29 protein-coding genes are annotated in these 26,129 nt (G+C 68.0%); 8 read left to right on the forward strand and 21 right to left on the reverse strand.

All coding sequences use genetic code 11. The annotated features are described in order from the left end of the window. Nucleotides 1–307: 307 nt before the first annotated feature. Entirely contained in the window at nucleotides 308–1,336 is a 1,029-nt protein-coding gene (locus tag ACVN90_RS01025; RefSeq protein ID WP_475100299.1) for a hypothetical protein, read from the reverse strand. Between the two features lie 358 nt (nucleotides 1,337–1,694). Here ACVN90_RS01025 and ACVN90_RS01030 point away from each other — a divergent pair, with 358 nt between their 5' ends. Further along, nucleotides 1,695–2,426 (forward strand): flavodoxin family protein, encoded by a 732-nt coding sequence (locus ACVN90_RS01030; protein ID WP_475100300.1) that lies wholly within the window; start codon nucleotides 1,695–1,697, stop codon nucleotides 2,424–2,426. A gap of 214 nt (nucleotides 2,427–2,640) precedes the next feature. Here ACVN90_RS01030 and ACVN90_RS01035 read toward each other — a convergent pair whose 3' ends face one another. Both ACVN90_RS01035 and arfB read right to left on the reverse strand, forming a co-directional pair. Continuing rightward, nucleotides 2,641–3,387, reverse strand: a complete 747-nt coding sequence (locus tag ACVN90_RS01035) for a nucleotidyltransferase domain-containing protein (RefSeq protein ID WP_475100301.1) — start codon at nucleotides 3,385–3,387, stop codon at nucleotides 2,641–2,643. 618 nt (nucleotides 3,388–4,005) lie between these two features. Then, nucleotides 4,006–4,443 carry an alternative ribosome rescue aminoacyl-tRNA hydrolase ArfB gene (gene arfB, locus ACVN90_RS01040; protein ID WP_475100302.1) on the reverse strand — a complete coding sequence of 146 codons (438 nt, stop codon included), beginning with the start codon at nucleotides 4,441–4,443 and terminating at the stop codon, nucleotides 4,006–4,008. 251 nt (nucleotides 4,444–4,694) lie between these two features. On the opposite strand from arfB, the gene ACVN90_RS01045 reads away from it, so the two are divergent. Both ACVN90_RS01045 and ACVN90_RS01050 read left to right on the forward strand, forming a co-directional pair. Beyond that, entirely contained in the window at nucleotides 4,695–5,093 is a 399-nt protein-coding gene (locus ACVN90_RS01045; RefSeq protein ID WP_475100303.1) for a PPOX class F420-dependent oxidoreductase, read from the forward strand. A 145-nt stretch (nucleotides 5,094–5,238) separates the two neighbouring features. After that, nucleotides 5,239–6,132 (forward strand): arginase family protein, encoded by an 894-nt coding sequence (locus ACVN90_RS01050; protein WP_475100304.1) that lies wholly within the window; start codon nucleotides 5,239–5,241, stop codon nucleotides 6,130–6,132. 209 nt (nucleotides 6,133–6,341) lie between these two features. Here the strand turns inward: ACVN90_RS01050 and ACVN90_RS01055 are convergent, their stop codons facing one another. The 7 genes from ACVN90_RS01055 to ACVN90_RS01085 all read right to left on the reverse strand — a co-directional run bounded on the left by ACVN90_RS01055 (nucleotide 6,342) and on the right by ACVN90_RS01085 (nucleotide 12,945). Further along, nucleotides 6,342–6,638, reverse strand: a complete 297-nt coding sequence (locus tag ACVN90_RS01055; protein ID WP_475100305.1) for a hypothetical protein — start codon at nucleotides 6,636–6,638, stop codon at nucleotides 6,342–6,344. Nucleotides 6,639–7,235: 597 nt separating this feature from the next. Continuing rightward, nucleotides 7,236–7,529 (reverse strand): hypothetical protein, encoded by a 294-nt coding sequence (locus tag ACVN90_RS01060; protein ID WP_475100306.1) that lies wholly within the window; start codon nucleotides 7,527–7,529, stop codon nucleotides 7,236–7,238. Nucleotides 7,530–7,606: 77 nt separating this feature from the next. Beyond that, nucleotides 7,607–8,419, reverse strand: coding sequence for a potassium channel family protein (locus tag ACVN90_RS01065; RefSeq protein ID WP_475100307.1), 813 nt, complete (start codon nucleotides 8,417–8,419; stop codon nucleotides 7,607–7,609). A gap of 171 nt (nucleotides 8,420–8,590) precedes the next feature. Continuing rightward, nucleotides 8,591–9,226, reverse strand: a complete 636-nt coding sequence (locus tag ACVN90_RS01070) for a TetR/AcrR family transcriptional regulator (RefSeq protein WP_475100308.1) — start codon at nucleotides 9,224–9,226, stop codon at nucleotides 8,591–8,593. Continuing rightward, nucleotides 9,223–10,575, reverse strand: a complete 1,353-nt coding sequence (locus tag ACVN90_RS01075; RefSeq protein WP_475100309.1) for an MATE family efflux transporter — start codon at nucleotides 10,573–10,575, stop codon at nucleotides 9,223–9,225. Before ACVN90_RS01075 ends, ACVN90_RS01070 begins: the two co-directional genes overlap by 4 nt. Next, the gene (locus ACVN90_RS01080; protein ID WP_475100310.1) at nucleotides 10,572–11,573 is read right to left on the reverse strand and encodes a phosphotransferase family protein; all 1,002 of its coding nucleotides are present in this window, start codon (nucleotides 11,571–11,573) and stop codon (nucleotides 10,572–10,574) included. The genes ACVN90_RS01075 and ACVN90_RS01080 overlap by 4 nt, the downstream gene beginning before the upstream one ends. 130 nt (nucleotides 11,574–11,703) lie before the next feature. After that, on the reverse strand, nucleotides 11,704–12,945 hold the full coding sequence (locus ACVN90_RS01085; protein ID WP_475100311.1) for an MFS transporter: 1,242 nt from the start codon (nucleotides 12,943–12,945) through the stop codon (nucleotides 11,704–11,706). A gap of 112 nt (nucleotides 12,946–13,057) precedes the next feature. On the opposite strand from ACVN90_RS01085, the gene ACVN90_RS01090 reads away from it, so the two are divergent. Together ACVN90_RS01090 and ACVN90_RS01095 are read left to right on the forward strand one after the other, a co-directional pair. Beyond that, nucleotides 13,058–13,642, forward strand: coding sequence for a sugar O-acetyltransferase (locus ACVN90_RS01090; RefSeq protein ID WP_475100312.1), 585 nt, complete (start codon nucleotides 13,058–13,060; stop codon nucleotides 13,640–13,642). A 4-nt stretch (nucleotides 13,643–13,646) separates the two neighbouring features. Next, nucleotides 13,647–14,228: a TetR/AcrR family transcriptional regulator gene (locus ACVN90_RS01095; protein ID WP_475100313.1), complete on the forward strand. Its 582-nt coding sequence runs from the start codon at nucleotides 13,647–13,649 to the stop codon at nucleotides 14,226–14,228. 117 nt (nucleotides 14,229–14,345) lie between these two features. Here the strand turns inward: ACVN90_RS01095 and ACVN90_RS01100 are convergent, their stop codons facing one another. The 4 genes from ACVN90_RS01100 to ACVN90_RS01115 form a co-directional block, all read right to left on the reverse strand. Further along, nucleotides 14,346–14,903, reverse strand: coding sequence for a hypothetical protein (locus tag ACVN90_RS01100; protein WP_475100314.1), 558 nt, complete (start codon nucleotides 14,901–14,903; stop codon nucleotides 14,346–14,348). Between the two features lie 580 nt (nucleotides 14,904–15,483). Further along, on the reverse strand, nucleotides 15,484–15,783 hold the full coding sequence (locus tag ACVN90_RS01105; RefSeq protein ID WP_475100315.1) for a hypothetical protein: 300 nt from the start codon (nucleotides 15,781–15,783) through the stop codon (nucleotides 15,484–15,486). A 198-nt stretch (nucleotides 15,784–15,981) separates the two neighbouring features. Further along, nucleotides 15,982–16,527, reverse strand: a complete 546-nt coding sequence (locus ACVN90_RS01110; RefSeq protein ID WP_475100316.1) for a DUF5655 domain-containing protein — start codon at nucleotides 16,525–16,527, stop codon at nucleotides 15,982–15,984. Nucleotides 16,528–16,572: 45 nt separating this feature from the next. Next, nucleotides 16,573–17,388, reverse strand: coding sequence for an AraC family transcriptional regulator (locus tag ACVN90_RS01115; RefSeq protein ID WP_475100317.1), 816 nt, complete (start codon nucleotides 17,386–17,388; stop codon nucleotides 16,573–16,575). A gap of 352 nt (nucleotides 17,389–17,740) precedes the next feature. On the opposite strand from ACVN90_RS01115, the gene ACVN90_RS01120 reads away from it, so the two are divergent. Next, a complete protein-coding gene (locus tag ACVN90_RS01120) occupies nucleotides 17,741–17,935 on the forward strand; it encodes a VOC family protein (protein ID WP_475102173.1) in 195 nt (64 codons plus the stop codon). On the opposite strand, the gene ACVN90_RS01125 is transcribed toward ACVN90_RS01120, so the two are convergent. Further along, a complete protein-coding gene (locus tag ACVN90_RS01125; protein ID WP_475100318.1) occupies nucleotides 17,932–18,399 on the reverse strand; it encodes an alcohol dehydrogenase catalytic domain-containing protein in 468 nt (155 codons plus the stop codon). The two genes, ACVN90_RS01120 and ACVN90_RS01125, sit on opposite strands and share 4 nt — an antisense overlap. Before the next feature lie 303 nt (nucleotides 18,400–18,702). Here ACVN90_RS01125 and ACVN90_RS01130 point away from each other — a divergent pair, with 303 nt between their 5' ends. Next, the gene (locus ACVN90_RS01130) at nucleotides 18,703–19,542 is read left to right on the forward strand and encodes a CPBP family intramembrane glutamic endopeptidase (RefSeq protein WP_475100319.1); all 840 of its coding nucleotides are present in this window, start codon (nucleotides 18,703–18,705) and stop codon (nucleotides 19,540–19,542) included. Nucleotides 19,543–19,776: 234 nt separating this feature from the next. Here ACVN90_RS01130 and ACVN90_RS01135 read toward each other — a convergent pair whose 3' ends face one another. Beyond that, the gene (locus ACVN90_RS01135) at nucleotides 19,777–20,349 is read right to left on the reverse strand and encodes a YdeI/OmpD-associated family protein (protein ID WP_475100320.1); all 573 of its coding nucleotides are present in this window, start codon (nucleotides 20,347–20,349) and stop codon (nucleotides 19,777–19,779) included. A 277-nt stretch (nucleotides 20,350–20,626) separates the two neighbouring features. On the opposite strand from ACVN90_RS01135, the gene ACVN90_RS01140 reads away from it, so the two are divergent. Then, a complete protein-coding gene (locus ACVN90_RS01140; protein WP_475100321.1) occupies nucleotides 20,627–21,169 on the forward strand; it encodes a hypothetical protein in 543 nt (180 codons plus the stop codon). A gap of 144 nt (nucleotides 21,170–21,313) precedes the next feature. Here the strand turns inward: ACVN90_RS01140 and ACVN90_RS01145 are convergent, their stop codons facing one another. The 5 genes from ACVN90_RS01145 to ACVN90_RS01165 are packed head-to-tail and all read right to left on the reverse strand — an operon-like array spanning nucleotide 21,314 to nucleotide 26,065. Continuing rightward, nucleotides 21,314–22,150 carry an ABC transporter ATP-binding protein gene (locus ACVN90_RS01145; protein ID WP_475100322.1) on the reverse strand — a complete coding sequence of 279 codons (837 nt, stop codon included), beginning with the start codon at nucleotides 22,148–22,150 and terminating at the stop codon, nucleotides 21,314–21,316. Beyond that, nucleotides 22,147–23,193 (reverse strand): FecCD family ABC transporter permease, encoded by a 1,047-nt coding sequence (locus tag ACVN90_RS01150; RefSeq protein WP_475100323.1) that lies wholly within the window; start codon nucleotides 23,191–23,193, stop codon nucleotides 22,147–22,149. The genes ACVN90_RS01145 and ACVN90_RS01150 overlap by 4 nt, the downstream gene beginning before the upstream one ends. Continuing rightward, nucleotides 23,190–24,215 carry a FecCD family ABC transporter permease gene (locus ACVN90_RS01155; protein ID WP_475100324.1) on the reverse strand — a complete coding sequence of 342 codons (1,026 nt, stop codon included), beginning with the start codon at nucleotides 24,213–24,215 and terminating at the stop codon, nucleotides 23,190–23,192. Before ACVN90_RS01155 ends, ACVN90_RS01150 begins: the two co-directional genes overlap by 4 nt. Before the next feature lie 3 nt (nucleotides 24,216–24,218). After that, a complete protein-coding gene (locus ACVN90_RS01160) occupies nucleotides 24,219–25,109 on the reverse strand; it encodes a siderophore-interacting protein (RefSeq protein ID WP_475100325.1) in 891 nt (296 codons plus the stop codon). Beyond that, complete coding sequence (locus tag ACVN90_RS01165; protein WP_475100326.1) at nucleotides 25,106–26,065, reverse strand: ABC transporter substrate-binding protein; 960 nt, start codon at nucleotides 26,063–26,065, stop codon at nucleotides 25,106–25,108. Before ACVN90_RS01165 ends, ACVN90_RS01160 begins: the two co-directional genes overlap by 4 nt. Nucleotides 26,066–26,129 lie beyond the last annotated feature (64 nt).

Raw genomic sequence — 26,129 nt, forward strand, 5'->3', positions numbered from 1 at the left:
ATGACCCCGAGGGCGGAGCATCGTCTGCTGGCGACGAGCCCGTCGCGCCCGAGGACGGAGAGGACCGTCCCCGCGACGATCTCTGACCCGTCTGACGTCAAGGTTCGGTGTTCCTGAACCATCCCGCTTGGCCGCGCGAATAGCGCGGCCAAGCGGGCATCTTCATGGGGCACGGTAAACGAGCGTCGCGGCCCGCACTTCTCCTCGCTGCGCCGGTCGTCCACCACGCGCGCGCCGGAGGACCGTCGAGTGGGCATCGATCATCCGGTGCGCGCCTCGGGCTGACCCACTCGGACCGTTCACTTGCCTAAGTGATGTTTCGGAACGCGTCGAGGAACTGCTGCCACCAGCCATCCGGGGCGATCGCGTTGAGGGCGATGGGGAGGAAGACCAGCGCATTGTTGAGCGTCAAGCGACGTCTCACGCGGGAGTCGAGTGGCCATGTGGGCATGCTCTCCAGGTCTCCCCACTGCGCGGCCAGTGCGTCGATCTCTGCATCGATACGCTGCTGATCATCCTTGCCGTGCGTGCCCACTCGCTCGCGCTTCAGTCCAGCGATTCGCGCGGCATGCTGATCGGCGATGCGCCGATTGAGCATCTTCTGCTGGAGCATGACCCGGTGAAAGCCCCAAAGTGGCACGACGCACACGAGAATCTCGGCAACGATTCCTACGAGCATCAACAGCAGATAGGGGTCGTGCCAGTTCATGAACCGGCCCCGTGAGTATTCCGGAAGCACGAGCCACCAGAAACCGGCATAGAGGGTCAGCGCGGCCACGATGGTCGCCTGTCGCAGGTACAGCGCGCCGATCGGCCGTAGCCCCGCAGCGCCGTCGATGTGGCCAGGGATCGGTGTCACCTGGAGACCGGCGCGCTTGATGGCGGATCCGAGCCCGCCGTACGCGATCATCCGGCCCACCACGATGCCGGCCAGTGCAGCAAGGAAGATCTCCAGCCAGAATGTGACCCAATGGTCAAAGGTTCTGCCCGCCGCCATCAGCCACAGGACGGCCATCACGATCACGAACGCGACCGCAGTCACTGCCGCAACGAGGGGTACCCGGTGACGCATCGCCTGTGTGACTTCGCGCACCGCGGTCTCCGGGTCTCCCGGTCCGACCACACCCTGCCTGACGAGGCGGTCCAGGGTGTCGAGCACGCGTTGGTTCTGACCATGGTTGGCGACCAGGCAGACAAACAGCAGCAAGATGCCGCTCGTGTAGAACCACTCCCATTGACGGGGATCCGCGCCATAGCTGACCACCGCGTCGACGACAGTCACAGCCAGCACGACACCGCCGATCAAAGGCAGCCATCGGGCTCCGAGCCAGCGCACCCCTCGCACCAATAGGGTCGCGGACGCGGTCGAAGACACACTGCAATGAGGACACCGAGCCCGCCCGTGATACGCCGCCCGTGAAGGGACCGGTGGTCGCGCGTCGCGAACCGCGAACTTCTTCGACGACCGGCTTCCGTGCATCGGCCGCTGGGCGACCGCAGTTGTCCGGCTCGGGATCGCGATCGCGCGCGCGGAGGCCCGCGCACGACGGACCGCATTACGCGCAATCCTCGCCCCGACTGGGCAGGGGAGCTTGACGCGTCGTCGATCGACCCGGCGCATCTTCCGCCGGGCACCTCCTCGTTTTGAGCGTGAGGCAGGACGAGTGGCGCGTTGCGGGCGTATCGTCGGCGCCATGACCGAAGCGACGAGCCCGCCCGCGAGCTACGACGACCTCCGCGCCGTATACATCAACTGCACCCTCAAGCGCAGTCCTGAGCTCTCGCACACGCAGGGCCTGATGGATCACAGCATCTCCCTGATGCGTACGCAGGGCGTGAGCGTGGACGTGGTCCGGTTCGTCGACCACGATGTCGCGACTGGCGTCTATCCCGATATGCGCGAGCACGGCTGGAACACGGACGCATGGCCCGACGACATCTGGCCCCTCATCGACGCCGCCGACATCCTGGTGATCGGCGGCCCCCTCTGGCTCGGCGACAACGCGTCAATCACGCGCAAGCTCATCGAGCGGCTCTACGCGATGAGCGGGCTATTCAATGATCGTGGTCAGTACGTCTACTACGGCAAGACCGGCGGGGCGATCATCACCGGCAATGAGGACGGCATCAAGCATGCCTCGATGGCGATCCTGTACAGCCTGCAGCACATCGGATTCGTCATCCCACCGGCCGCGGATGCCGGCTGGATCGGCGAAGTCGGACCCGGTCCGAGCTACCTCGACCCCGGCTCGGGCGGCCCCGAAAACGACTTCACCAACCGCAACACCACGTTCATGACCTGGAACCTGCTGCACATGGCGCGACTCCTCAAGGACGCCGGCGGCATCCCCGCCTATGGCAACCTACGCAAGAGGTGGGACGCGGGCGAGCACTTCGGGTACGACACCAACCCTGAATACCGCTGATTCCGTGGACGCCACTACTGCTGCCGGGGCCAGGTAGCCGCCGAGGGACTGATGCCGACCACGCACGGTCAGGGAGCGTTCTGGTGGGTTGGACGCAGAGGTAATACGGGTACGTCCCATGTTCCGAAAGCGCACGTGACGCGACTGCCGCCCACAATCGCGACGATTGCGCGACGAGCGTCCCGCTTCCGTTGGTGCCCGCTTGGGGATCGGATCATGTCACGGGTTCAACGAGTGTGTCGATGGCGGGTTGCAGTCGTCGCCGGCGATCGGGGTCGGTCTTGGTGACCTCGTCGAGGAGCAGTCGGGTCAGCGTGATGCGGGCGCGGTCGAGGTCGGCGGCGAGGAGCCGGCCGATCAGCGTTGCTTCCAGTCTGGCGAGGTCGTCTGCGGGCAGGCGGTCGATCTCGCGGCCGTGCCAGGCATTGAGCCCGACTCGTGCGCACATGAGGGCGAGCACCTGACTGCGCAGGCCGTCGAGCATCGACGTCTGCCAGAGCTTGCCCCGCGCGATCGACGAACGCGCATGGAGGGCGTACAGCCAGCCCATCCCGATGATCGACGAGGCGTCGGTCGCGGTTGGCTCGGTGGGTGCGTTGGGTGTGCCGAACAGAACCTGGAAGCCCGGTTCGGTGGCGCGGAACCTGTCGTGCGGCCAGAACGACACATCGACCTGCAGCGAGCTTTCGAGGAGGAACACACGGTAACGGGCACCGGCCGCCCACACATCGTGCGTGTCGGACAGGCTGTGCTCGTCGTCGATCGCCTGGGTCCACTCGTCGACCAGTTGCTGCTCGTCGACGCCGTCGTCGAGCTGCAGAGCGAGGTCGATGTCGGACCAGTCGTCTTGGGACCAGCGCGCCGCCGATCCGACCAACGCCGCACCGATGACTCGCTGATCGGCCTCGGCCCGCCCAATCAGGGCCGATTGGATGGTGGCTCGATCCGCCGAAGAGAACATGGCACAACACTTGCACGGACGTGGACCTCTCGAGTCCGTTGCCGGATCGCCGACGCCCGGTACGGCCCGCTCAGCGAGCGGTGCGCGTTTACGGATCCGGGGTCGGCGGCGCTCGATCTGCCCGGTGGAGGCCCCACGATACTGCGAGGCTGATCAGGCCAGTGCGACCGGGTCGCACATTGAGTCGCCGACGGAGGCACACAATGTCCGAGCTTTTATCGCAGGGCACCATGGACCGCTACTTCGATCTGATGAATCGCGGCGCCGAATTCTCGGAGCGCTATGCAGACGACGTCACATGGCTCGTTGTGGACACCGGTGAGGTCACCGCCGGCTCCGGCACTGTTAGGGACTACGTTCTCGCCCTCCACGCGTCCATGGACGACGCGCGCACACACTTACGTCGTCACACCCGACCACGTGTTTCTGGAAGGCGATTGCGCGTCAGCACATGCGGGCCGCGGGATGCGGACCCGCTACTGCCTCGCCTACGACATCACAGACGGGCGGATCAGTGCCATGCGCTGCTACGTGATCGATATGCCATCTGCCGCGTGAACACGTGACGCGGCCCGCTTACGCGCATCGTTCGCCACACGCGTGAAGGCGGCGTCGGGGTCACTCATTGGGCGGGCGACGGAGCCGCTTGACGTCAGTGCGATGCTTCTTCGCCTGCAGACGCCGTTCCTTAGCTCCTCGGGTGGGTGCGGTAGGCCGGCGCATCGGTGGGGGCGGCCGCAGGGCTTCAGCGACAACCGTGACCAGCCGTGTGCGCGCCGCATCCCGGTTGCGTAATTGCTCGCGGTGCTCGGAAGCTGTGATCGTCAGGACTCCGCCCACGAGACGGCCGCGCAGGTGCGTGAGGAGTCGCTCTCGCTGGACGGGGGAGAGGGCGGCCGATCCGGCCGCATCCCACATGAGTTCCGCTCGGGAGTCAGCGGTGTTCACACCTTGCCCGCCCGGGCCGGAAGAACGCGAGAACCGCCAGGACAACTCGGACTCCGGGATGGTGACCCGTGCGTTGATTCGAAGTCCGGGACGATGGGCGGCCGGCATGAGTCCATCATCACCCCGATGACCAGCTCGGTGAGCGCTTCCTGGGCGTGCGCCGCCCAGCGCGGCGGAACGTTGTGCGGGTGTCGTGGCATTGCTCACGCTGAAGACCGAACTCCGAGTCGAGAAGCGCGCAGTTTACGTCTGCGTCCGACAGGTCGGAAGGGGCGTGTATTCCACCCTCGACAGCGCAATCGTCAGAGGCAGGATGCTCACGAGCGGCCGCGCCAGCGCTGCGAACGCGAGGGGATGTGATGTCGAACATGACCGCGCCGACCGAAGCGGAATGGGCGGGCTGCAAGACGATCCGGCTTGAGACGCGCAAACGCGACGGGACATGGGTCGCCACGCCGGTCAGCCTGGCCGTCCGGGACGGACGGATGTACTTCCGCACCTATCGACAGTCCGGAAAGGCGAAGCGGCTGCGGAACTTCTCCGCTGTTCGTGCAGCCCCGTGCACATTCCTCGGCAAGCCCAAGGGCCCGGCAAAGCAGGGAACGGCGTGGATCCTCGCCGGAGGGGAGGCCGCCACCGCACGCACGCTGCTGAGACGGCGGCATCCGATGCTGCACGGCGTGCTTGTCCCGTTGGCGCATCGTGTGATGCGATACGACACTCAACACTACGAACTCGCTCTTAACGGATCACGCTGACCATGAGCGTCGCTGTCCACTCATGCATCGATGTCCGCCGGATGTGCGGACACAGCTCCGCTCTCGTTCGCCGCCAGCTCAGGGATCGCCACGGTGCAATGCCTGCGACGCGACTCCGGCCGGGAAGCATGACTAGCCTGGTCGTGTGACTGGGCGTGGGCCGAAGGATGGACCGCACCTGCGGTTGGTGTGGCCGCAGTGGCAGGGCGCCGGTTCGACGAGTGTGCGAACCCTGGCCGCGGAGTTCCCGTTCGACGTCGCCCGCCGAGGCTACGCGGTCGGCACCACCGTACTGCAGGCGATCCTCCCCGCCCACGACGGCCCGACCGCGGTTGTCCCGGTCGCGATGGGAGATACCGGGCTGGAACAGCGGGACGGCATCGAAGCCAAGACCGTCGTCCTCGAACAGCTCCGCGCCGCACTCGCCCTGCTCGACCAGCACAACCCGGCTCGGATTACCACGATCGGCGGGGACTGCTCAGTCAGCATGGCCCCGTTCGCCTGGCTCGCAGCCAAGTACCGCTCCGACCTTGCGATCCTGTGGATCGATACCCACCCGGACATCGACACCGGCGACACAGCCTACGAGGGGTATCACGCGATGGTGGTGTCTGGCCTCACCGGGCACGGCGACCCCGATCTCCTCGCCACACTGCCAGCCACGATCCCCACCCACCGGGTGGCGTTGGTGGGCACGCATGACTGGTCAGACCCGGCGCTCGCCGCTGCCGCAGAACAGTGGCGCCTGGCCATCATCCCGCCGGCGGCGCTGCGACACGACAGCGCCGTGCTGCTCGACTGGATCCGCGCGACCGGGGCATCGAAGCTCGCGATCCACTTCGACGTCGACACCGTGGACGCCGACGAGGTTCGGTTCGGGCTCGGCGCCGACCGCGGCGGACTCACCACGGACCAAGTGCGCAGGGTGGTCGCCGACGCGAGTCGCGCCGGCGAGGTCGTCGGCCTCACGATCGCCGAGTACATTCCCCGACAGGTCATGCACCTGCAAGCCCTCCTCGCCGACTTCCCACTGCTGTAGAACAGCCCGCTCGCGGACCCCGCGAGCCAGCAATGCCCGCAAAGGTGCCGCCTCCGCGCGCGGCCCGGTAAGGGATCCGGGGTGTGCGCCGCGATGCGTCACTATCGGCGCACCCGTGGCGAATAGCGAACGTGCGCGGGACGCGTCGAACCGCCCGAACCAGGGGCTTCAAGCCGATGCCGACTTCTCTTGGTGCGAACGGGGACGCGCTACCCGCCGACGAAGCCCTCCGTGACGATCTCTGCTCCCGCCTGCGCACAGAGTTGCATGATCGCCGGGAACGCGGCGCCCCATTCATCCGTCCCGACCAACGTCGCACCCATCGCGCCAGGAGGGTTGTCGGGGATCGATGCTTGGAGATCAGCGACGGTCTGGCTCAAGACCGTCACGCCCGAGATGGGTGCCCGGTCGAAGACGCGCGTGGCCAGGCGATTCCAGGACTGTTGCTCGTGCACTTGCATCCGTCCGTCTCGCACCGCCGCTTCTGCGTTGAACTGGATCGTCACGACATCCGAGATCGCCGCACACGTGTCAGCGTCCGTGACTTCACCCGTGTCAGCTTCTCCCTCCGCGCCCGTGGTCGGCGACGGCTGCGCAGCGACCGCGGCCGCGGGCTCGGAGCGTGTCGGCTTAAAGCCCTCGGCCGGAGCACCGTCGGACGCGGTGCAACCGGCTAGCGTAAGCGCGCTTGCGACTGCCACCGCCCCGATCAGGGTACGCAAGAGGGTGCGACCGGCGCCTCGTCTCTTTCCAGCTGTGTGGGCCAAGCCACTGTCCTTTCGATGTGCGCAGCGCTCGTGGGGCTACATCTCCGCGGTCATCGTCACACTCAGCGCGGTGAGCTCGTAGTTGTCAGTGCATCATGAGGTTTCTTGAGGATCAGCACGACCACCACCACGATCGCGCCGACGAGGGCGATCGCTGCGCGTGCGCCCTCCCAAGACCGTGGGACGAGTGTTGCCAGGACTCGGCGCAACGTGTAGTTCGGGCGCGTCCGCCGTTCGGGGTCGTCGCGGCGCAGAGTCACTCGCCAAGTATTGCGTTCGAAGGATGTCGAATGGCGACGGAGAGATCCAACTGAGTCGTTCGAGACGCTCGACGCCCTACCAGTCTCTGGGGCCGGGCTTCGGATTGAAGTCCGGGCGTTGCCGCCGTCCCTCGCGATACTCGTCGAGCCCGCCGGGAGCCCGCCGCGCGGTTCCCGATGCGCCGGCGTCAGGGTACCCGGCTCCGGTCGCCCACAGCTGTGGCAGCGGGTCGCGCTTGGACGACTTGAGGTAGCGCCGTTGCCGCCGTCGCGAACTCGCGCGCTTCACCGCAGCAACCGCCCAGCGGCCGACGATCATCAGCAGCACTCCCCAGAGCACCCCGACAATGACCCCAGCCCAGAACGTCATCCCCACAGACGCATCCACGAGCCACACAGTAGCGCCCCACCAGCTTCTTGCGCCCCTGGGCCTGTTGTGTCACCTGGTCAGCTGGTCGGGCGCAGCTCCCGGATCATCTGCTTGAGCTCGACGATCTCGCTGCGCAGTTCCTCGACTTGCGCCTCGGTCGCGGACACAGTCTTGCTGGTCTGGTCTGCGACCCGCTCGACGATCCAGGAGGCGAGGGTGGCGGTGACGACGCCGATCAGCGCGATGCCGCCGATCATCAGCCCGACCGCGACGATCCGCCCAGCGGCCGTCACAGGGTAATAGTCGCCGTACCCGACGGTGGTGATGGTCACGAACGCCCACCACACCGCGTCGGGAAACGTGTCGATGTCGCCGACGCCGCGTTCTGCGTCGAACACCGACAGCGCCGCGATGAACACGGTGAGCACGGTGGCGCCGACGGTGTACAGGACGACGCGGCCGCGGAGCATGTTGCCGGTGCTGCGGCCGATCAGTGCCAAAACGGTCAGGAAGCGCATGAGGCGCAGCGGACGCAGCATCGGCAGCACGACGATCGCCAGGTCGAGCAGGTGCCGGTAGAACCATCGCCATCGGCGTTGCGTGATCGCCAGCCGAACCACGTAGTCCACAACGAAGACGGCCCACGTCGCGACCAAGACGATCTCGCACGACAAGTTCAGGAGACCGCCGGGTCGGGCGATGATCTGTATGGCATAGGCGGCCAGGAAGAGGACGGCGGCGAGGGCGAGCGGCCATTCAACAGCCTTCTCCCATTTGGCGATACGTTCCCCATACATGGCGCGATTATCCCAACCGCATCGCCCTACCCCGGCGACATGACGGGCCCCTGCCCGACGCGAGATCGGACGAGGTTCGAGGCGCTCGCGCACGAAAGCGGCCCCACTCCTGAGCGCCACCGCCAGACAGCGTCCACGACGGCTCGTCGGCAGGAGCGCCAGCGAACCGCACGGTCGCTGGTCGCGGTCGTGCCCAATGCGCGCCGACGGCTCCGCTTGCGTTCGCCGCGCGTAAGCGGATCCTTTTTGCCGCCGCGCGACTGGTCAGCGTGGCAGAGGGCTGGTGAGGAGCTGGTCGATGCGGTGGCGGAGGCGTGCGGGGATGTCGATGCTGGTGGGGTCGATGAGCCATTGGATCTGGAGGCCGTCGATGAGGGCGACGAGATCGGCGTCGACCCCGTTGAGGGCGACGTCGGTGCGGAGCAGGCCACGTCGGTCGATGTCGCGAAGCGCATCGGTGATGTCGGCGCGCAGCCAGCGGTAGCGGTTCGCGAAGTAGTCGTGGGCGGGGTGCTCGACGTCGGCCGCTTCGGTGGAGAGCGTCGCGAAGAGGCTGATGATCTCGCGCTGCGTGGTGTTGTGCTGGATGACGCGGACCAGTCGCTGGAGGTAGTCGATGCCGTCGTTGCCCGGATCGGAACCGACGAAGAAGAGCTCGCCGTTGATGCGGTCGCGTTCTTCGAGGACCGCGGCGAGGAGGAGTTCCTTCGACGGGAAGTGGTGCTGCAGCGCACCACGAGACACACCGCAGGCGGCCGCGATCTGCACCATGCTCGCTCCCCGGTACCCACCGGCGGCGAAGGCTGCGAACGCGGCCTGGATGATCTGAGCTCGGCGTCGGTCGCCCTTCGGGTAGGTCCGCGACGGTGGGGTGGGCGTCCAGCGCTCGTGCGTGCTCATGCTTGCTCCGCGGCGATGGGGGCCGGCATCCGCCGCCGCAGGACGAGCCAGGCTGCTGCAGCCGAGAGCGCCTCGCCCAGGGGGATCGCGATCCAGATCCCCAGGGGGCCCAGCATCCCGAGCAGCAGCACGACCGGGAGCTTGAGCAGCAGCAGCGTGCCGATCGAGATCAGGTACGACGGCGCGGGGAGGCCCAGCGCCTGAAAGTAGGCGGAGACGAGTGAAGGGACGCCCGAGAAGGCGAACCCGATCGCGATGATCCGCAGCGCGTCGGCGGTCAGTGCCACGGCGCGGGGGTCGGTGAGGAACAGTGTCGCGAGCGGCTGCGCGGCCAGCGCGACGATGATCGCGGCGATCGCCCCATAGAGCGTCGTCGCGCGCAGCGCGAGCGTGCGCGTGCGGGCGACGCGGTGATCCAGTCGCCGCCCGGCGTTGTAGCTGACGATGGGCTGGATGCCCTGTGTGATCCCTGTCTGCGGCATGGACACGAACGTCTGGATGCGGGCGCATACCGCGTAGGCAGCGATCACGGCGGCACCTGCGGTGGCCAGGGCGGTGTTGACGACGACGGCGAGGAGCGTGGCGCCGAAGCCGGCGAGGAAGGACGGCGTGCCGATGCTCAGGATGGACCGCACCGTCGCCGCGTCGGGGCGCAGCTGCGCGAGCCGGATCCGGTAGGGCCGGTCGCGCTGGCAGAACAAGAACCAGATGGCCATGCCCGCCGAGACCGCCTGCCCGGCCACGGTGCCGAGCCCGGCGCCCACCACTCCCATGCCGAGCCCGAAGATCAGCAGCGGGTCGAGGACGATCTGCACCAGTACCGGCACGACCCACAGCAGCGTCGAGAACAGCAGCCGTCCCTCGGCACGGACCAGGGCGGAGAACCCGGTCGAGAAGATCGCCCCGCCTACGATGATCGCGGCATAGGGCAGCGCGTACGGCAGCGTCTCGCCGGTCGCGCCGAGCATTCGCAGCAGGGGTTCGAGGAACACCAGCCCCAGGATCGTGAACGCGATCGCCGCGCCCCAGAAGATCGTGAACGAGTTGCCGGCGGCTTTGGCGGCGGCTTCGGGATGCCGCGCCCCGAGGCTGCGTGAGACGATCGAAGCTCCGCCGACCCCGACCGTGGTGGAGACCGCGCCCAGCAGCAGCAGTACGGGTGCGACGAGGTTGACCGAGGCCAGCGCGGTCTCACCGACTCCGCGCGCGACGAACCAGGCGTTGGTGAGCGCATAGATGCCGTAGACGCCGACCGAGAGCGTCGTCTGCGAGCAGGTCCACCACAGCAGTCGCCCGATCGGGCGGACGCCGAGGCTCTCGGCGTGACCGTGGCGGGTGCGGGCGCTCACGGCACGGTGGTGCGGGCGTACCCGAAGTGGGCCATCAGGGCGTCGAGCTCGCGACGGCCGAAGTCGTAGATCTCGGCGTCGGTGTGGCCGCGGTACTTGGTCTCGACGACCATGATGAGCGCCAGGTACAGCGAGTACAGGCGGCGGCGGGTCCTCTCGGCATCCGACAGCTCCTGGATGCCGAAGCCGGCCATGAAGTCCGAGGGATCGCCGAACGCCGACATGTCGAGGCCAGTCAGTCCCGCCTCCATCAGCGGGTCGCCGTACACCGCCCGCTCGTGGTCGAGGATCGCCACGATGCGCCCGTCGCGGATCATCGAGTTCTTCGCCCACAGGTCGACCTCGACCAGCCGAGGCACGGTGACCTGGTCCAAGGCGGCGGCGTTGTCGGCCAGCACGGTCCGAATCTGCGCGGACTCCCAGCCCAGGTCGATACCGACACGCTGCCCATCGGCGAGCGTGTCCTCGATCATCACCGTGAACGCCTCGCGCCACGTCGGCGACCCCTCGCCCAGCAAAGGCCCGAAGTGGGGCCCGACGATGGAGTTGATCTCCCGGTTGAGGGCGCCCAGTTCCCGGGTCGCTGTCGACACCACCTCGGCACTCAACCGCCCGTCAGCGGCGGCGAACCCGAAGTTGTCGGCATCCACGTACTCCATGAAGAACAGGTCCGCGTCGACGATCTCGTGCGACAGATCCACGTAGTCCACCCGAGGGACCGGCACCGACGTCCGCGTCGAGACCAGCCGCATCGCCTCCAACTCGGCCCGCATCATCCCGACCTCGCGGGTGAGCACGGCGACGCCGGCCGGCGGGGCGATCTTGAGCACGACCTGCTGACCGTCGCGCAGGGCGATCCGGTAGGCGACGTTGAACCAGCCTTCGGTGATCTCCTGGGCGAAGTCGTCGCCCTTCGGCACTTGGTCGGCACCATAGGCGCGTTCGATCAGGGCCCGCAGCGTGGCAGCGGACTGGCGGTTCTTAGTGATGCTCTCCATCGGGCCTCCACACTTGTAGCTTCAACACGCAAGACCGCCAGATTAGCAGAAACAAGCACACCTGCTTGTTTCTTAGACCGTTGGATCGTGGACGGATGCAGCCTCGGCTACCCCTGTGAGAGCCTGTCGATCAGTCAGCTGTGGGTGCGTGGCTGAGGTGTTTCTGGCGGTTCACGAGTCGGTTGAGCCGTTCGGTCATGAACAGGCCGAGCGCCACGAGCAGTGCGAGGAACAGGGGGAAGATCCACATTCCGGTTCCGGCCGAGACCGCGCCGAACAGCGGCGGCGCGAGGGTGGAGCCGGTGTAGGCGGCGGCCATCTGGATACCGATGATGGCCTGCGAGTTGCCGCGGCCGAAGTTCACCGGGGTGGAGTGGATGATCGCGGGGTAGATCGGCGCACAGCCGAGCCCTGCGATCACGAGCCCGGCCAGGGCGAGCACGTCCGTCTCCACTGGGAGTGCGAGCATCGCTGAAGCGACGCCGACCATGGCGAAGCCGCCACGGATCATCTGACGGTCACCGATCGTGTCGGCAAAGAAGCCGGCCAGGAACCTCCCCGCTGTGATGCCCAGCAGGAACAGGGAGGCGAACGCAGCCGCGGTGGCGGGGTCGACTCCGCGGTCGGCGACGAGGTATGTCGAGGCCCAGAGGATCGCCGTGCTCTCGAGTGCGCAGTAGGAGAAGAACGCGGTCAGGATCAGCAGGACGCCGGGTAAGCGGATCGCCCGCGCCAGCGGCACGTGGGTGCTGCGCGGTCCGGGCGTGCGGTCGGCTGCGTCTTCCGCGTCGTCGGATGAAGCGGCAGCGGCGGGCACGATGGGATTCACCTTGCGCCACAGCGGAATGCTGGCGAGCAGTGCGAAGGTCAGGGCGACTTGGATGACGCCGATGATGAAGTAAGCGCTGGACCACCCGGAGCCCGAGGAGAGTGCGTAGCTCATGATGAAGGGGCTGATCGAGGCGCCCAATCCCCAGCAGGCATGCAGCCAGTTCATGTGCCGTGCGGCGTAGTGAACGGCGACGTAGTTGTTGAGGGCCGCGTCGACTGCGCCGGCGCCCAAGCCATACGGGATGGCCCAGAGGCACAGCATCCAGAATGAACTGCTCATGGAGAAGCCCACGAGGGCGGCCGCGGTCATCCCCACGCTGACGGCTGTCACGAGGCCGACGCCGAATCGGCGGGTGACGCGCTCGGAGGCGAGGCTGGAGAGGATCGTGCCGCACGCGATGATCATGGTGAGGATGCCGGCGAACGGCACCGGCACGCCGAGATCCTGATGCATGACAGGCCACCCGGCGCCGACGAGCGAGTCTGGCAGCCCGAGGCTGATGAAGGCGACGTAGATGATCGCGAGCAGAAGCGAGTACACGGTCGGGGTGCTGTCTTTCGGTGGCCGGAGGGAGGTCGTCGTGACAGAACGTCACGAGTACGATCGTACACACTATGGGTACGATCGTACACATTTGGTATAGGTTTGTCGTATGACTGCGGACTACTTCGCCGGCGACCCGCGCACGAACCACGAGCGAATGCTCGCCGGTGACCTCTACATCGCCGACGACCCCGAAATCGAGCGCCGTCATCGGCGAGGGGTCCGCCTCGCGGGTGCCTATCATCGCGCCGAGCTCGCCGACGATCCGGACGCCCGCAGCATCCTCGTCGACCTCCTCGGCACGCTCGGCGACGGGGCGCACATCAACCCGCCGCTGTTCGTGGACTACGGCGAGAACATCCACATCGGCGCCCGCACCTTCGTCAACTACAACCTCACCGCCCTGGACGTCGCCGCGATCACCATCGGAGCCGACTGCCAGATCGGTCCCAACGTCCAGCTGCTGACACCCACTCACCCGATCGACCCGCGACCGCGGCGGGACAAGCTCGAGGCGGCCGAACCCATCACTATCGAAGACAACGTCTGGCTCGGCGGCGGCGTCATCGTGTGCCCGGGCGTGACGATCGGCGAGAACTCGGTGATCGGCGCCGGCGCTGTCGTCACCAAGGATGTCCCGGCGGGCGTCGTCGCCGTCGGAAATCCCGCCCGAGTCATCCGCACGATCGGCTAATCAGGTGACCTCTTCACAGGGCGCCGCCGGCTCTCGCCTAGGACGCCGCAACGACCCCGACCGACGGGACCGGATCATCGATGCCTGCCTGGACGTCATCGCGGGCGCCGGGATCGCCGGCACCTCGCATCGGAAGGTTGCCGCCCGGGCCGGCGTGCCCTTGGGTGCGATGACCTACTACTTCGACGGCATCGACGAGCTGCTGCGCGAGGCGTTCACCCGGTTCGCGACCACGGTGAGCGACAGATTCGAACGCCGCATGGCCGGCGCGCAAGACTTTGAAGCCGCTCGAGAAGCCGTGATCGCCATCATCCTCGAGGACGTCTTCGGCGACGACCGAGAGCTCATCCTGTCGCACGAGCTCTACACGCTCGCAGCACGAGACCCCGCCTACCGGTCGATCACCAGCGCATGGATGCTGCGCAGTCGCGCTGCGCTCGAGCGCCACTTCGACCCCGAGACCGCGCGTCTGCTCGATGCGCTCATCGAGGGAATGACCATCCACCGCGCCCTCGACGCGGAGGATCGGGACCCGCACGAAGTGGAGCGCGCCGTTACTCGCGTCACCGCCACCTCTCCACACTGACCCACCTCGTCGGCAGGAGAACAGCAGAGCGCATCGCGTGTGGCGCACCATCGAAGAGTCTGGCTCCAGAGCCGAACCCGCGGATCGGCGGCGTCTCATCCGCAGAGGGATAGTCGCTTATCGCGGGGTTGAGGCGACCATCAGCCACCACACGGGGAAGCCGATCCACGAGAGCCCGCCGACGATCGCGCCAATCACGAACAGTGGCATGCGGCCGGACTCGGGAAGGAGGAAACCGACCCCGACGATCGCACCACCCACAGCGAGCGCGTGCGGGAGCACCACCGCGTTCGCGGCGAGGGTGCCGACCACGGCGATCCACGCGAATCCCACTGCCGCGACCGGGGTGAAGACGGCCGCTTGCAGCGTGAGTGTCGCACGCCCCGCGAGCATCAGCACGGTGACGACCGCCCCGGCGATGACTCCCACGGCGATCAAACCCGTCGCGACCCAGACCCACGCAGGCACGCGGGCGCTCGCGGCCAGGAGCACCATCGCGACGATCCACGGTGTCGCCCCGAGTACGCTCAGCCAGTCGTTGACCGGGCCGAGCCACGACCATTGCCGCCGCTCGGCGCCGAACGGCATCGCCATCGCGAAGAACAGCAGCAGTGCCAGCAGCGCCACCGCGCTCATGAACCCCTGAAGTCCCGCCCAGATCCTGACCTGCTCCATGGTGCGCTCCTTCGCTCCGATGCGTCGCCGGCGACGCCGCTGTGGCCCTGGGGGCGCGGTGCTCAGGTGTGGTCGCAGCCGTCATCCTTAGCCAGGCCGTGAGAACGCGACTCCACCGGATGAGCCAGTTCCTCGTTCACGGCCGCACACTACGCCGCAGCACATCCGCCGTCCACTGACATCCGAGCACTGCCCGAACACGGATCGTTGCGGGAGAGATCCGCCCTACGGGGGAGGTGTGCGACGCTCGCAGTTCGTACTGTGGGTCCGTGGATGATCCGAAGCAGTCTCCTGGTGTGCCGCATCCCGCCGCTCGCGCGTTCGCGATTGCACTTGCGGTGGGTCTCAGCGTGGGCACTGCGGTCGGCACATCGTTGGGCGTTGCGCTGGGCAACGTTGCTGTGGGCATCGCCCTCGGAGTCGGTATCGGCGCAGTGTTCGCGTCATCGTTCACTGTCCTTGCGATGCGGAGCCGTCCCACCACGGACGGGCCGGCCGAGGAATCGCCCGCAGTCGATCGATAACCGCCGCGACGTATCCGAGGCCTTCTTCGCGGCATCCTTTCGCGAGCCGGCCTGTGTCAGCGGAACGTGACAGGGAACAGCTCGGTACGCGCCACTACCCGGTCTCGATCGCCGGCGAGCGCCACACGATCCGGATCAGCGAGGTAGGCATCCAGCGCCCCGCTGTCGGGGAATCGGTAAAACTGGACCTCGTGCGGTGTCTCGCCGGTGCCCTTGCTCACGGCGCGCTGGATCACCTCACCACCGTGGCGGGAGAGAAGCGACAGGACGCGATCTTCATAGGCAGACAGGCCGGCGATCTCGCCGTCGTGGGCCCACAGTAAGCAGCACAGCAGGATCTCGGCGCCGTCGGTCACCCGTCGATCCTATTAAATCCCGGCGAACGGAACCACGCGTCGCCGCCGCGACGTCCATCGAGGATGATCATGTGGACCACCCAGCGGCAGCCTCCTACGTGATCACGCACAATGCCCGTAAGGGGATCGCAACCGCACGCGCCCTCGACCGCCCGGGGCCTTCCTCCTACGGGCGATGCCCGTTTACGGATCGCTAGATCAGGCGCGCTCGTATGCGGTCCGCAGGAGCCGGGCGAGTTCGTCATCGACCTCGTCGACCGATGAGATCCGTACCAGGTGCGAGCACATACCGGTCGCCTGCTCGAGCCGACCGTCCGCGGGTGCGTCGCCGAGATTGAGCCCGACGTCGATGCGCGTGCGCGTCGCGGGCGTGAGCACCGCGAACTGCTTCGAACGGCGCAGTGACACGCTCGTCTTCTTCGGCGACACCTCGACGTCGTCGCCCAGGGACGCGGCCAGCGTCACGAGCCGATCGTAGAGCGGCCGCAGCGACTCCTTCCCGCCGGCGTACTGAGCCGCGACCAGGTCGACGGGCTGGGATTCACCCTCCGCCGACGCGAGAACGAGTGCGTTCGCGTTGCCGTGCGTTAGTCCGTGCTCGCTCTTGAGCCAGGCCACGAGCTGACCGTGCTTCAGCCCTTCGACCCGACGACCCTCGATGAGCGCGAACCAGTCGGCGAGCGGTGTGCCCGTCGACTGTTCGATGTTGCGCAGCTGTGTTCTGCGTGCCCCTTGAACGTCCATCCCCTCAGGATGACGGCTCACGGCCCCACCTGCCTTGTACCGAATTCACCGCTGCGAGGCGAGGAACCGCGGGTCGTCGTACCGTGAGGCCGCCAGCGCATCTCGATACTCGCGCGGCGACATCCCCACGAGCCGCCGGAACGAGCGGATGAAATGAGACTGATCGACGAATGGGCTGTCGGCGATCAGCTGCGTCCACGAAGGCATGGTGCCCGCCGTCGGCACCGCCCGAACGATGGCATCCACCTTCACCAGATGCGACAGCTGCGACGGCGTGACACCGGTGAAGCGCCGGAACCGAGAGATGAGCGTCTTGTGCGTCACGCCCAGTTCGTTGGCGATCCCCGCGATCTCACGGGCCGGATCGGCGACCAGCGCATCGACGGCCTGGCGCACGGTGCGCTCCGCGTCCGTCTCGGGCCGCACGTGACGTTCCAGCACGCCGAGTACCTCGAAGGCGGCATCGGCCACGTCCGAGTTCCACGCGAAGTGCGCGGCGGAACTGAGGGCTGCTAGGTCCGCGCCGAGCGCTCCGGGCACGGGCGCCGGAGCCGCCGACGGAGGGACGCCGAACCGTGCGGGTCCGTACGCGGGTAGCCGCACCGCCACGTGCCGCAGCATCGGCGGGTCCGCGAACCGCACCACGCCATGCCGAATCCCCGTCTCGAACACCGGCGGCGTCTCCCAGATCGCCCCGCCGGGCGTGTGCACGCGATAGGGCGCCGAGAAATTGACGATGATCTCAGTGGTGGGCATCGGCAGAACCTGCTCGACCTCATGCTCACGCGGCATGTCGAGCGCCCATGCTTCAAGCACGACGCCCGACAGCGAGGCGGGCAAGGGCACGGGCTCTGGCCTCATGACGTTAGCGTATGACAGGCCCACCTGCGGCCGGCGAGCAGGCGGGTGACGACTCCGGCTCCTCTGCGTAGTGCGCGTCGAGGAGGCTGGCGGTGAACGAGTCGAGTGGCCTCAGTCAGCACGCCCCGGTGTCCAGACGACGTTCAGGTTGCACACGATCCTGCACCGCCAGAGGCTGCACGCATCGCCCGCCATAGCGCCACCGCCCGCTGGAGGATCGCTGGGGCCTAGACGTTGACGGTGAAACCGAGGTCGACGTCGCTGGCGGCGTGGCCATCGATGCCCCAGTTGTCGCGGTCGATCTCGTGCACGATGGTCGACACGTGATCCCCCAGGCGAAGAAGCCGGCGGCCTGCTCCTCGCAGAGACAGTCACGCGGGGTGGCCCCCTCGTTCTCCTGTACGCCGAAGACCTCGACGACGCCGTCAAACGCGTCATCGGGGCTGGTGGCACCGTTGTGAACGGTCCGTATGAGTTTCCCGGCGGCCGCCGCTTCCACTTCCTCGACCCGAGCGGCAACGAACTCGGCGTGTGGTCGACCTCCTAAGTTCGACGGTCGCCTGTTCGCTGGCGGCCGCCGACCGCACGTGATTGAGCCGCGCCCGGACCCGGGCTATGTGTGCACTGCTGGAAGGTCGACCCGCATGAGTGCCCGTTGTGGCGGGCTCCGATCGAATGAATGATGAATCGATGGAGCAACGCGGCCGGACTTCGCCGAGCAGTCGCCGTGGTGGGCTTCTTGCCGCGGCTCGTGCCGAGGCTGGCATTCGTCGGCCGTCGGGCCGGTCTTGTCCCGACAGCGGCCAAACTGCCGTCTCGGTGCCAGTCCGTGATTCCGAGCACTCGCTGTCCCACGGAGAGACCGGTCGTGCCGTACCCGAGAGCGGTGACCACGCCGGCGAGCTCATGGCCGATGATCGGCCGCGCCCGCGGGTGGCCGGAGCGATCGGTCCACGTCGATGGCCACTCCCACTCCGCTGGGACGAAACCCGACGCGTGGACCTCTACCACGACGTCGTTGATCGCCGGCGTCGGCTCCGGCAGTGTGGAGGCGGGCGCAAGTCTTGCAGGCGGTTCCAGTGCTCGAACCCCGGAGGCGCCGCACGGCGTTCCTCGCCGCCTGTGAAGCGCGCATCTTCTGACCCGATGCTTGCCTCCGCTCGTCTCGCCCGGCCCACCCGCAGTGCTGGGTGGGTCGGCGCGTCACGCACGCCGGTCTGTTCACCCCGGAGCGGTGAGCCCGTCTGCCAGGATCGGGTGAGGCACGCGGCCGAGCGGTCTCGCGACGGTCCCGATATCTGGATGGGAGATCTGATGGCTGATCGGTCGACGGGTTGGAGGGGTTTCTGGGATCGCGGGGGCTTCTGGCGGGCGCTGCTGCTGGCGGCGCTTTACCTCGGCGTCTACCTTCTGATCGGCTTCCTGCTCGGACTGGTGGCGCCTGAGGGCGGTGACCTGCGGGGCGACAAGGGCAGCGCGGCCGATGTCTTCTTCGCGACAGCCCTGCCCATCATCCTCACGAGCGTCCTTCTCATCGCGTTCGCGGCATCCGTCGGATGGCTGAAGGAGCTGTTCGCCCGGCAGCCGCTGGGCGGCCGGGGCTGGATGTGGATCGCGCTGATCGTCGTGCTGGCCATCAACGTCGCCGCGCTGTTCAGCATCGACTACGCCGAGGCCGGCCTGGTCCTCGTCTTCACGTGGCTGCTCGCCGGGCTGTTCGTCGGATTCGTGGAAGAGCTCGTCACACGCGGCTTCGTGGTCAACATGATGCGCAAGGCGGGTCACGGTGAGATCGCTGTCGCGCTGGCCTCCGCGGGCATCTTCGCCGCACTGCACCTGGTCAACGCCTTCACCACGAGCCAGGGACTCGTCGTGACGCTCGAACAGGTCGTGTACACGTTCGCGTTCGGCATCTGCATGTACCTGATCCTGCGCGTCACCCGCACCCTGATCGCACCGATGCTCGTGCACGCCAGCACCGATCCGACCCTGTTCCTGCACGGCAGCTACCCCGCGAACAACATCTTCGGATTGCTGCCCGCGCTCAGCACCTACCTCGTCGTCGCGACCGGTCTCATCCTGCTGATCGTCCTGATCGTCAGCGAACGACGGCGCACCGCCCAGCACAATCTGGCGGACGTGTCGAGCTCCTGAGGTCAGCCATCTCGACTGCGAAGCCACCATGACGACATCGCCACCGATGACCGGAACCCGACGGGTGCGTCCTCGCATCTGGATCGCCTCGTCGCCATCAGCATCGTCAGCGTCATCCGCGAGGACATCCGCACCCGCCGCCACTCGATGACCCCTTCGCTGTAGCCGCCCTCGAACGCCCACGCGTAGGCGGCGATCCCGATCCACACGATCCTGCCGCCGGCCGCGGACGATTCAGTAGAGCGTCTCGCCCCGCTCGAGCATGGCGACGTACTGGGCGACGCGGGCGGCCCGGGTCTCCGGCCGCTTCAGGCTGCTCACGCGGAACGCCATCGCGAAGCGGTTCTGCGCCGACTGCGCGGCGAACGCGGCGGCGATCGCCGGGTCGGCGTCGAGCACCGACTGGAGCTCTGGCGGGATGTCCCCGTCGCGCTGACGATAAGCGGCGTCCCACCGCCCGTCCGCCTTCGCACGGTCGATCTCGCGGAGGCCGGCAGGCCGCATCCGGCCCTCCTCGATCAGACGCGCGGTGTGCTCGATGTTGACCTTCGACCACATCCCGCGCGGCCGGCGTGGTGTGAAGACCTGCAGGAAGTAGTCGGCATCCAACGACTGTTTCTGGCCATCGATCCAGCCGAAGCACAGCGCGACGTCCAACGCCTCGGCGTATGTGATCCCCGGCTTGTTCGACGCCGCCTTGCGGACGCGCAGCCTCACTCCGCCAGGATCGGGATCGGACTCCAGCCAACGCTCCCATTCCGCGACGGTGGCGACATGGAGCTCGGGCTTGGCGGAGGCGGCGACCATTCTCGAACGGTAGACCCTCGCACCGACACGTTCGCACCTGCGAAGTTCCGGCAGGGGTTCTTGCATCACGGCCACGGCAGGCGCACAGTGAAGGGGAGGGATGCCCCCCATGCGCGACTGGACAGCTCATCCGGATGTCATGCCGATCCTCTCCCCGGGTCGGCACCGTTCGCCGCGGCGCGGTGCCTGCTTCATGGAGTTCGCGTCGTACCTCGCGGGAGAGCGTTGGAGTGACCATCCCGCGTGCACGCACGGCACCCTCGCGCATCTTGCACGGATGGTGAACGATCGAACGAGCGAGGTCGGCCGCGCCCGGCTCACGCCACTCATCCCGTCGGTCGTCGGCCTGACGAGCGACGACCCGAGGCTCGACGTCCTGCTCGCTCTGCGATCTGCCAGCGCCGCCCTGCCCGTCGCCGCTGAGGAGCGCCAGCATTCGCAAGCCGTGGCGGTGCGCGTCGCCCTCAAGGAGCTCGTCGAGCGTGACGAGCTCGCCGCGGAGTTGCGCGAACTCGGGGAGGCTGCCCTCCGTGCCGCCCCCGCCGCCGATGCCTGGGCCATTCGGTTCATCGAGAAAGTCGGTCCGGGCCGCCCAGGGATGACCGCGCGACAATCCCGCGATATCGTGACCGGCGCCGTGGATGGAATCGCGTGGGCGTGCGACCAGGACCCCGACGAACGACTCGTCGCCCTGCTCACCGCCGCCGTATCAGATACGACGCGCTTCGTGGGAGCGGTGCATGAGGCGGCGGAGGTCCGCACCGCAGCGGATGTCCCGCTCTATGCAGATCGTCAGCCGACCCGCGATGCCCGACGCTAGCTCGCGGCCTTCAGGTGTCGGGCGAAGAAGCGATTCCGGTGGGCACCAGTTCGACGGCCTCGCTCCCGAGATCGCCAGCGCCCTGTCGAGCACCTAGCGCCGTTACCCGCTGTCGGGGATCGATGGCTGCAGGTCAGCGACAGGTCAGAACGGGACGATCATCGGCGTGCCGAAATGCGGGTCGGGAATGACCGCGCACGGCAGGCCGAAGACGCTCTCCACGCTCTCGGACGTCACGATCTCCGATGGGGCACCGGATGCTACGACCTGGCCTGCCCGCATCATCACCATGTGGTCGGCGAACCGCGCCGCCTGGTTGAGGTCGTGCAGCACCGCGACGATCGTGCGCCCGTCCCCCTGAAGGGACTGGAAAAGCTTCAGCAGCTCGTACTGATGCGAGATGTCGAGGAAGGTCGTCGGCTCGTCGAGGAGCATCGTCGGACTCTCCTGCGCGAGCAGCATCGCCACCCAGACCCGCTGCCGCTGGCCGCCCGAGAGTTCGTCGACCAGGCGTCCGGCGAGCTCCTGCGTACCGGTGAGCTCCAGCGCGGTGTCGACCGCCTGGCGATCGGCGCGCGACCACTGGCGCAGGAGCGTCTGATGCGGATGCCGACCTCGGCCGACCAGGTCGGTCACGCGGATCCCGTCGGGAGCGATCGACGTCTGGGGGAGAAGGCCCAGCCGCCGCGCGACCTCCTTGGAGGGGTAGTCGGTGATCTCCTTGCCGTCGAGCACGATCGATCCCGCGGTCGGCTTCAGCAGCCGTGCCATCGCGCGGAGCAGCGTCGACTTGCCGCACGCGTTCGGTCCGACGATCGCGGTGAAGGACCCTGGACGGATGCTGACACTCAGGCGCTCCGCGACGACGGCGCGGTCGTAAGCCAGGGTGACATCGCGCGTGGCGAGCTTGGGCGCTGCGTCGCGCGCGGGGGGCGCAGCATCCGTCATCGTTCTGCCGTCGCCTCTGGACACGTGGGTCATGCTTTTCTCGCTTCGTGGATGAGGAGCCAGATCAGATACCCGCCGCCGAGGGCGACCGTGACCAGGCCGACCGGCAGCTGGGTGGGCGCGAACAGGCGCTGCGCGAGCAGGTCGCTGGCGACGAGCAGCGCGGCGCCGACGGCGGCCGACGCGGTGAGGGTGACGCCGGCGCTGCCGGTGATGCGGCGGCCGATCTGCGGGGCGGCCAGCGCGATGAACGCGATCGGGCCGCACAGGGCGATGACGACGGCGGTGAGGCCGACGCCGACGAGCACCAGCAGGATGCGGATGGTGCCGGTGCGCACCCCGAGCGCGGTGGCGGCGTCGTCGCCGAGTTCGAGCAGGTGCATCCGGTCGGCGAGCACGGCGCACGCCACCGCGAGCGGGGCGAGGAACAGCAGCGACGGGCCGACCTGCTCCCACCCCAGCCCGTTGAGGGAGCCCATACCCCACGCCGACGCCATCATCGCGACGTAGAGGTCGGCGTTGAGGATGAGCCAGGTGTTGACCGACGCGAGCATCGCGCTCACGCCGATGCCGACGATGATGAGGCGGAATCCCTGGAATCCGCCTCGCCAGGCGAGGAGGTAGACGATAACGGCGGCGGCGAGTCCGCCGAGGAACGACCCGGTCGCGGTGGCGGCGAAGCCGAACGAGCCCGCGGTGATGACCAGCAGCGCGCCCGTGTACGCGCCGGCGTCGAAGCCGATGATGTCGGGACTGCCCAGCGGGTTGCGGGTGAGGGACTGGAAGATCGCGCCCGCCGTGCCCAGGGCGGCACCGAAAACCAGCGCGAGAAGGGCGCGGGGGAGTCGCCACTCGACGACGACCAGGGTGTTGCGCGGCGTTCCGACGCCGAAGAGCGCGGCCAGCGCGTCGGAGGGCGCCACGAAGAAGTCGCCCAGGCAGAGCGCGAGCACACCCAGGCACAGGGCGATGAGCGTGATGGCCACGGTCGCGACCATTCCCCGCACGCGGACGCGCCGCGTGAACGGGCCGCGCTGGATCTGGATCACCCTCGGGGCGGGGGCGGTGACGGTCACAGTCCGCTCGCCTTCCGGCGGCGCACGAGGGCGATGAGGACGGGCGCCCCCACGAACGCGGCGACGAGCCCGACCGATAGTTCGCCGGTGGGCAGGATGAGCCGCGCAACGATGTCGGAAACGATGAGGAGGAGTGGTGCGCCCAGCGCCGTGCCGACGAGGATCCAGACCTGGTGCGGTCCGACCAGCCACCGCACGGCATGCGGCACCATGAGGCCGATGAAGCCGATCGGGCCGGCGGCCGCCGTCGCCGCCCCGCAGAGCAGGGTGACCGCGGCGATCGACAGGATGCGGGTGCGCGTGACGTGTGAGCCGAGCGCCGTGGCGAGGTCGTCGCCGAGAGCGAGTGCGTTCATGCTCGGTCCGAGGGCGAAGGCGATGATCAGTCCGATCGCGATGAACGGGAGCACCGTGTTGACGTCGGACGTGAGCGCCTGCAGCGACCCGGCCGCCCAGGTGCGCATCTCGTTGAAGACCTCCGGGCGCAACAGTGAGATGCCGCCGGTGACACCGGCGAGCACCGCGCCGAGCGCGACGCCGGCGAGCGTCATGCGCAGCGGGTCCGCCCCACCGCGACCGGCCGAGCCGATGAGGAAGCCGAGCAGCGTCGCGATCGCGGCGCCCGCGAACGCGAACCAGATGTACTGGAGCGCGCCGGTGGCGCCGGCGAACGCGACGCCCGCGACGATGCCCGCGCCCGCGCCGGCGTTGACGCCGAGGATCCCCGGGTCGGCGAGCGGGTTGCGGCTGAAGCCCTGGATGAGGGCGCCGGCGATGCCGAGCGCCGCCCCGACGGCAACCGCCACCAGGGTGCGCGGCACGCGCATATCGCGCACGATCACCATCGCCTCCGGGTCGGTGCCGATGAGTCCCTGCCACACCTCGAGCGGGGTGAGGCGCTGCGAGCCGAGGAAGACGCTGGCGACGCACGCGACCGCGAGGGCGAGCGCGAGGAGGGTCACCGCCAGCACCCGCCGCGGCGGTGCGATCGGCTTCTCCGTCTCCACGGCGGTGATGCTCACGACTCAGAGACCCAGCTTCTCGAGTTCTGCCTCGTACTCGTCCTCGATCTCCTCTTCGTCGCGATCGACGTCATCCCACATCGCGGCGAGTCGCGCGCGGTCGGCTTCGGGGACGTTGTCGTACTTCTCGCGCCACTGCTCGGCGTTCTCGGTCCAGTAGCCGACCACCTTGTACGCAGTCGAGGGCAGCTTGCGCTCGTGACGGAGGAGTCGACGGATGCCGCGGGTGGCCTTCGTCTCGCCCGCGACCCAGACGTATCCCGGCCCCGCGGGCAGTTCGGCTGAGCGCACGATCTCTTCGATGCGCGTCGGGCCGTGGCCGTTGCCGCCGTGCACCCAGTGCAGCTCGACACCCGTGGGGAGGTCGGCCGCCTGCTCGTCGGCAGCGGACGACACCTCGATCACCACACGGGTGCGGACGCCCGCGGGGGCCGACTCCGCGAGCCGGAGAGCCGCGGGAAGCCCCGTCGCGTCGGCGACGAGGAGCTGCCACGCGATCTCGGCCGGCGGGTCGTAGAGCCCGCGCGGCGTGTTGACGCCCACGACGTCGCCGGGCTCGGCCGCGAGGGCCCAAGCCGCGGCGATGCCGCCGTCGTGCACGACGAAGTCGATCGTGAGCTCGCCGGCCGCCTCGTCCCAGCGGCGCACCGTGTAGGTGCGCAGCGGCGCCGGCTCGACGCCGTCGGGGTACTCCCAGTAGCCGTCCTCCGTGGCGAACGGCAGGGTCGGCTCGGCGCGCTGCTCGAAGGGGAAGAAGATGCGGAAGTACTCGTCGCCCACCCCGGTCGACGTGAAGCCCTCGAGTCCGGCGCCGCCGAACACGACACGCGTCATCCCCGGGGTCAGGCGCTCGACGCGGAGCACCTCGATGCGGTGGATGCGGTTGACGCTCATCCGAGGAGCGCCTTCGCGACGACCTCGAGGAAGGCGCTCTGACCACTGGGCGAACCGTACGCCATCTCGTAGTTGTAGCCGTGGATCTCGCCGTTCTGCACGAAGCCGAGCTGGTTCCACAGGGCGTTGGAGGAGAGCGCGTCCTCCTCGCCGATGAGTCCTGTGCCGTCTTCGTTCACGGAACCGAAGACCACGTCGACCTCGTCCAGCTGGCCGAGCTGTTCCATGCTGAACTTCGTGCCGTCGCCCGCGGGCAGGCCGTTCTCATCCGCCATCATCAGCGGCGAGATGTTCAGGCCCAGGTCGGAGAACACCAGGGCGGGCACACCGTACGTGCTGGTGCCGACCTCACCCTCGTAGAACGAGACATCGGCGACGACGGGGTCGATGCCCTTCTCGTCGAGCTCCGCGCGGATCTCCGCGACGCGGGCCTCGTACGCGTCGGTCCACGCCTGGTACTGCTCCTCTCGGCCGAGGTCGATCGCGGCCTGGTGGAAGGAGTCGCGCCAGTCGGCGCCGTCGAACGCGTTGTAGGTGTAGGTCGGGGCGATCTTCTGCAGATCGGCGTCGAGGTCCTCCTCGTAGCCGAGGCCGTTGAGGATGAAGTCGGGGCCGACCTCGAGGATCTTCTCGAGGTTGAACTCGGGGAAGTTGCCGAAGACCTCGATGCCGGCGAGCTCCTCCTGCGGGAAGAAGTCGGGGAACGCCGAGAAGTCGTCGCGTACGGGCTGCGTGTCGGCGAGCGGGAAGCCGAGCGTGATGAGCATGTCGACGTCGGTCGTGTAGAAGCCGAGCGCGGACTGAGGCTCGGTCGGCATGTCGATCGTGACGCCGGCGGGCGTCTCGACCTCAGTGGTGTCACCCGTCGCGGCATTGCCGGCGCTCGAAGCGCACGAGGCGAGCAGCAGGGCGGAAGCACCCAGGAGGGCGAGCGTGGCGAAGGAGCGTGCGCGCATGCGGGCGCCTTTCGTTCGGGGGAGGAAGTTAGCTAAGGGTTACCTAACCCAGCCAGTATTCACC

This window comes from Microbacterium sp. F01, assembly GCF_056156365.1.

Bases quoted from the DNA above. Each gene is read 5' to 3' on its own strand.
- ACVN90_RS01030 (WP_475100300.1), top strand. From the start codon at position 1,695: ATGACCGAAGCGACGAGCCCGCCCGCGAGCTACGACGACCTCCGCGCC.
- ACVN90_RS01035 (WP_475100301.1), bottom strand. From the start codon at position 3,387: ATGTTCTCTTCGGCGGATCGAGCCACCATCCAATCGGCCCTGATTGGG.
- arfB (WP_475100302.1), bottom strand. From the start codon at position 4,443: ATGCCGGCCGCCCATCGTCCCGGACTTCGAATCAACGCACGGGTCACC.
- ACVN90_RS01045 (WP_475100303.1), top strand. From the start codon at position 4,695: ATGTCGAACATGACCGCGCCGACCGAAGCGGAATGGGCGGGCTGCAAG.
- ACVN90_RS01060 (WP_475100306.1), bottom strand. From the start codon at position 7,529: ATGACGTTCTGGGCTGGGGTCATTGTCGGGGTGCTCTGGGGAGTGCTG.
- ACVN90_RS01070 (WP_475100308.1), bottom strand. From the start codon at position 9,226: ATGAGCACGCACGAGCGCTGGACGCCCACCCCACCGTCGCGGACCTAC.
- ACVN90_RS01080 (WP_475100310.1), bottom strand. From the start codon at position 11,573: ATGGAGAGCATCACTAAGAACCGCCAGTCCGCTGCCACGCTGCGGGCC.
- ACVN90_RS01090 (WP_475100312.1), top strand. From the start codon at position 13,058: ATGACTGCGGACTACTTCGCCGGCGACCCGCGCACGAACCACGAGCGA.
- ACVN90_RS01100 (WP_475100314.1), bottom strand. From the start codon at position 14,903: ATGGAGCAGGTCAGGATCTGGGCGGGACTTCAGGGGTTCATGAGCGCG.
- ACVN90_RS01110 (WP_475100316.1), bottom strand. From the start codon at position 16,527: ATGGACGTTCAAGGGGCACGCAGAACACAGCTGCGCAACATCGAACAG.
- ACVN90_RS01115 (WP_475100317.1), bottom strand. From the start codon at position 17,388: ATGAGGCCAGAGCCCGTGCCCTTGCCCGCCTCGCTGTCGGGCGTCGTG.
- ACVN90_RS01130 (WP_475100319.1), top strand. From the start codon at position 18,703: ATGGCTGATCGGTCGACGGGTTGGAGGGGTTTCTGGGATCGCGGGGGC.
- ACVN90_RS01135 (WP_475100320.1), bottom strand. From the start codon at position 20,349: ATGGTCGCCGCCTCCGCCAAGCCCGAGCTCCATGTCGCCACCGTCGCG.
- ACVN90_RS01140 (WP_475100321.1), top strand. From the start codon at position 20,627: ATGGTGAACGATCGAACGAGCGAGGTCGGCCGCGCCCGGCTCACGCCA.
- ACVN90_RS01145 (WP_475100322.1), bottom strand. From the start codon at position 22,150: ATGACCCACGTGTCCAGAGGCGACGGCAGAACGATGACGGATGCTGCG.
- ACVN90_RS01160 (WP_475100325.1), bottom strand. From the start codon at position 25,109: ATGAGCGTCAACCGCATCCACCGCATCGAGGTGCTCCGCGTCGAGCGC.
- ACVN90_RS01165 (WP_475100326.1), bottom strand. From the start codon at position 26,065: ATGCGCGCACGCTCCTTCGCCACGCTCGCCCTCCTGGGTGCTTCCGCC.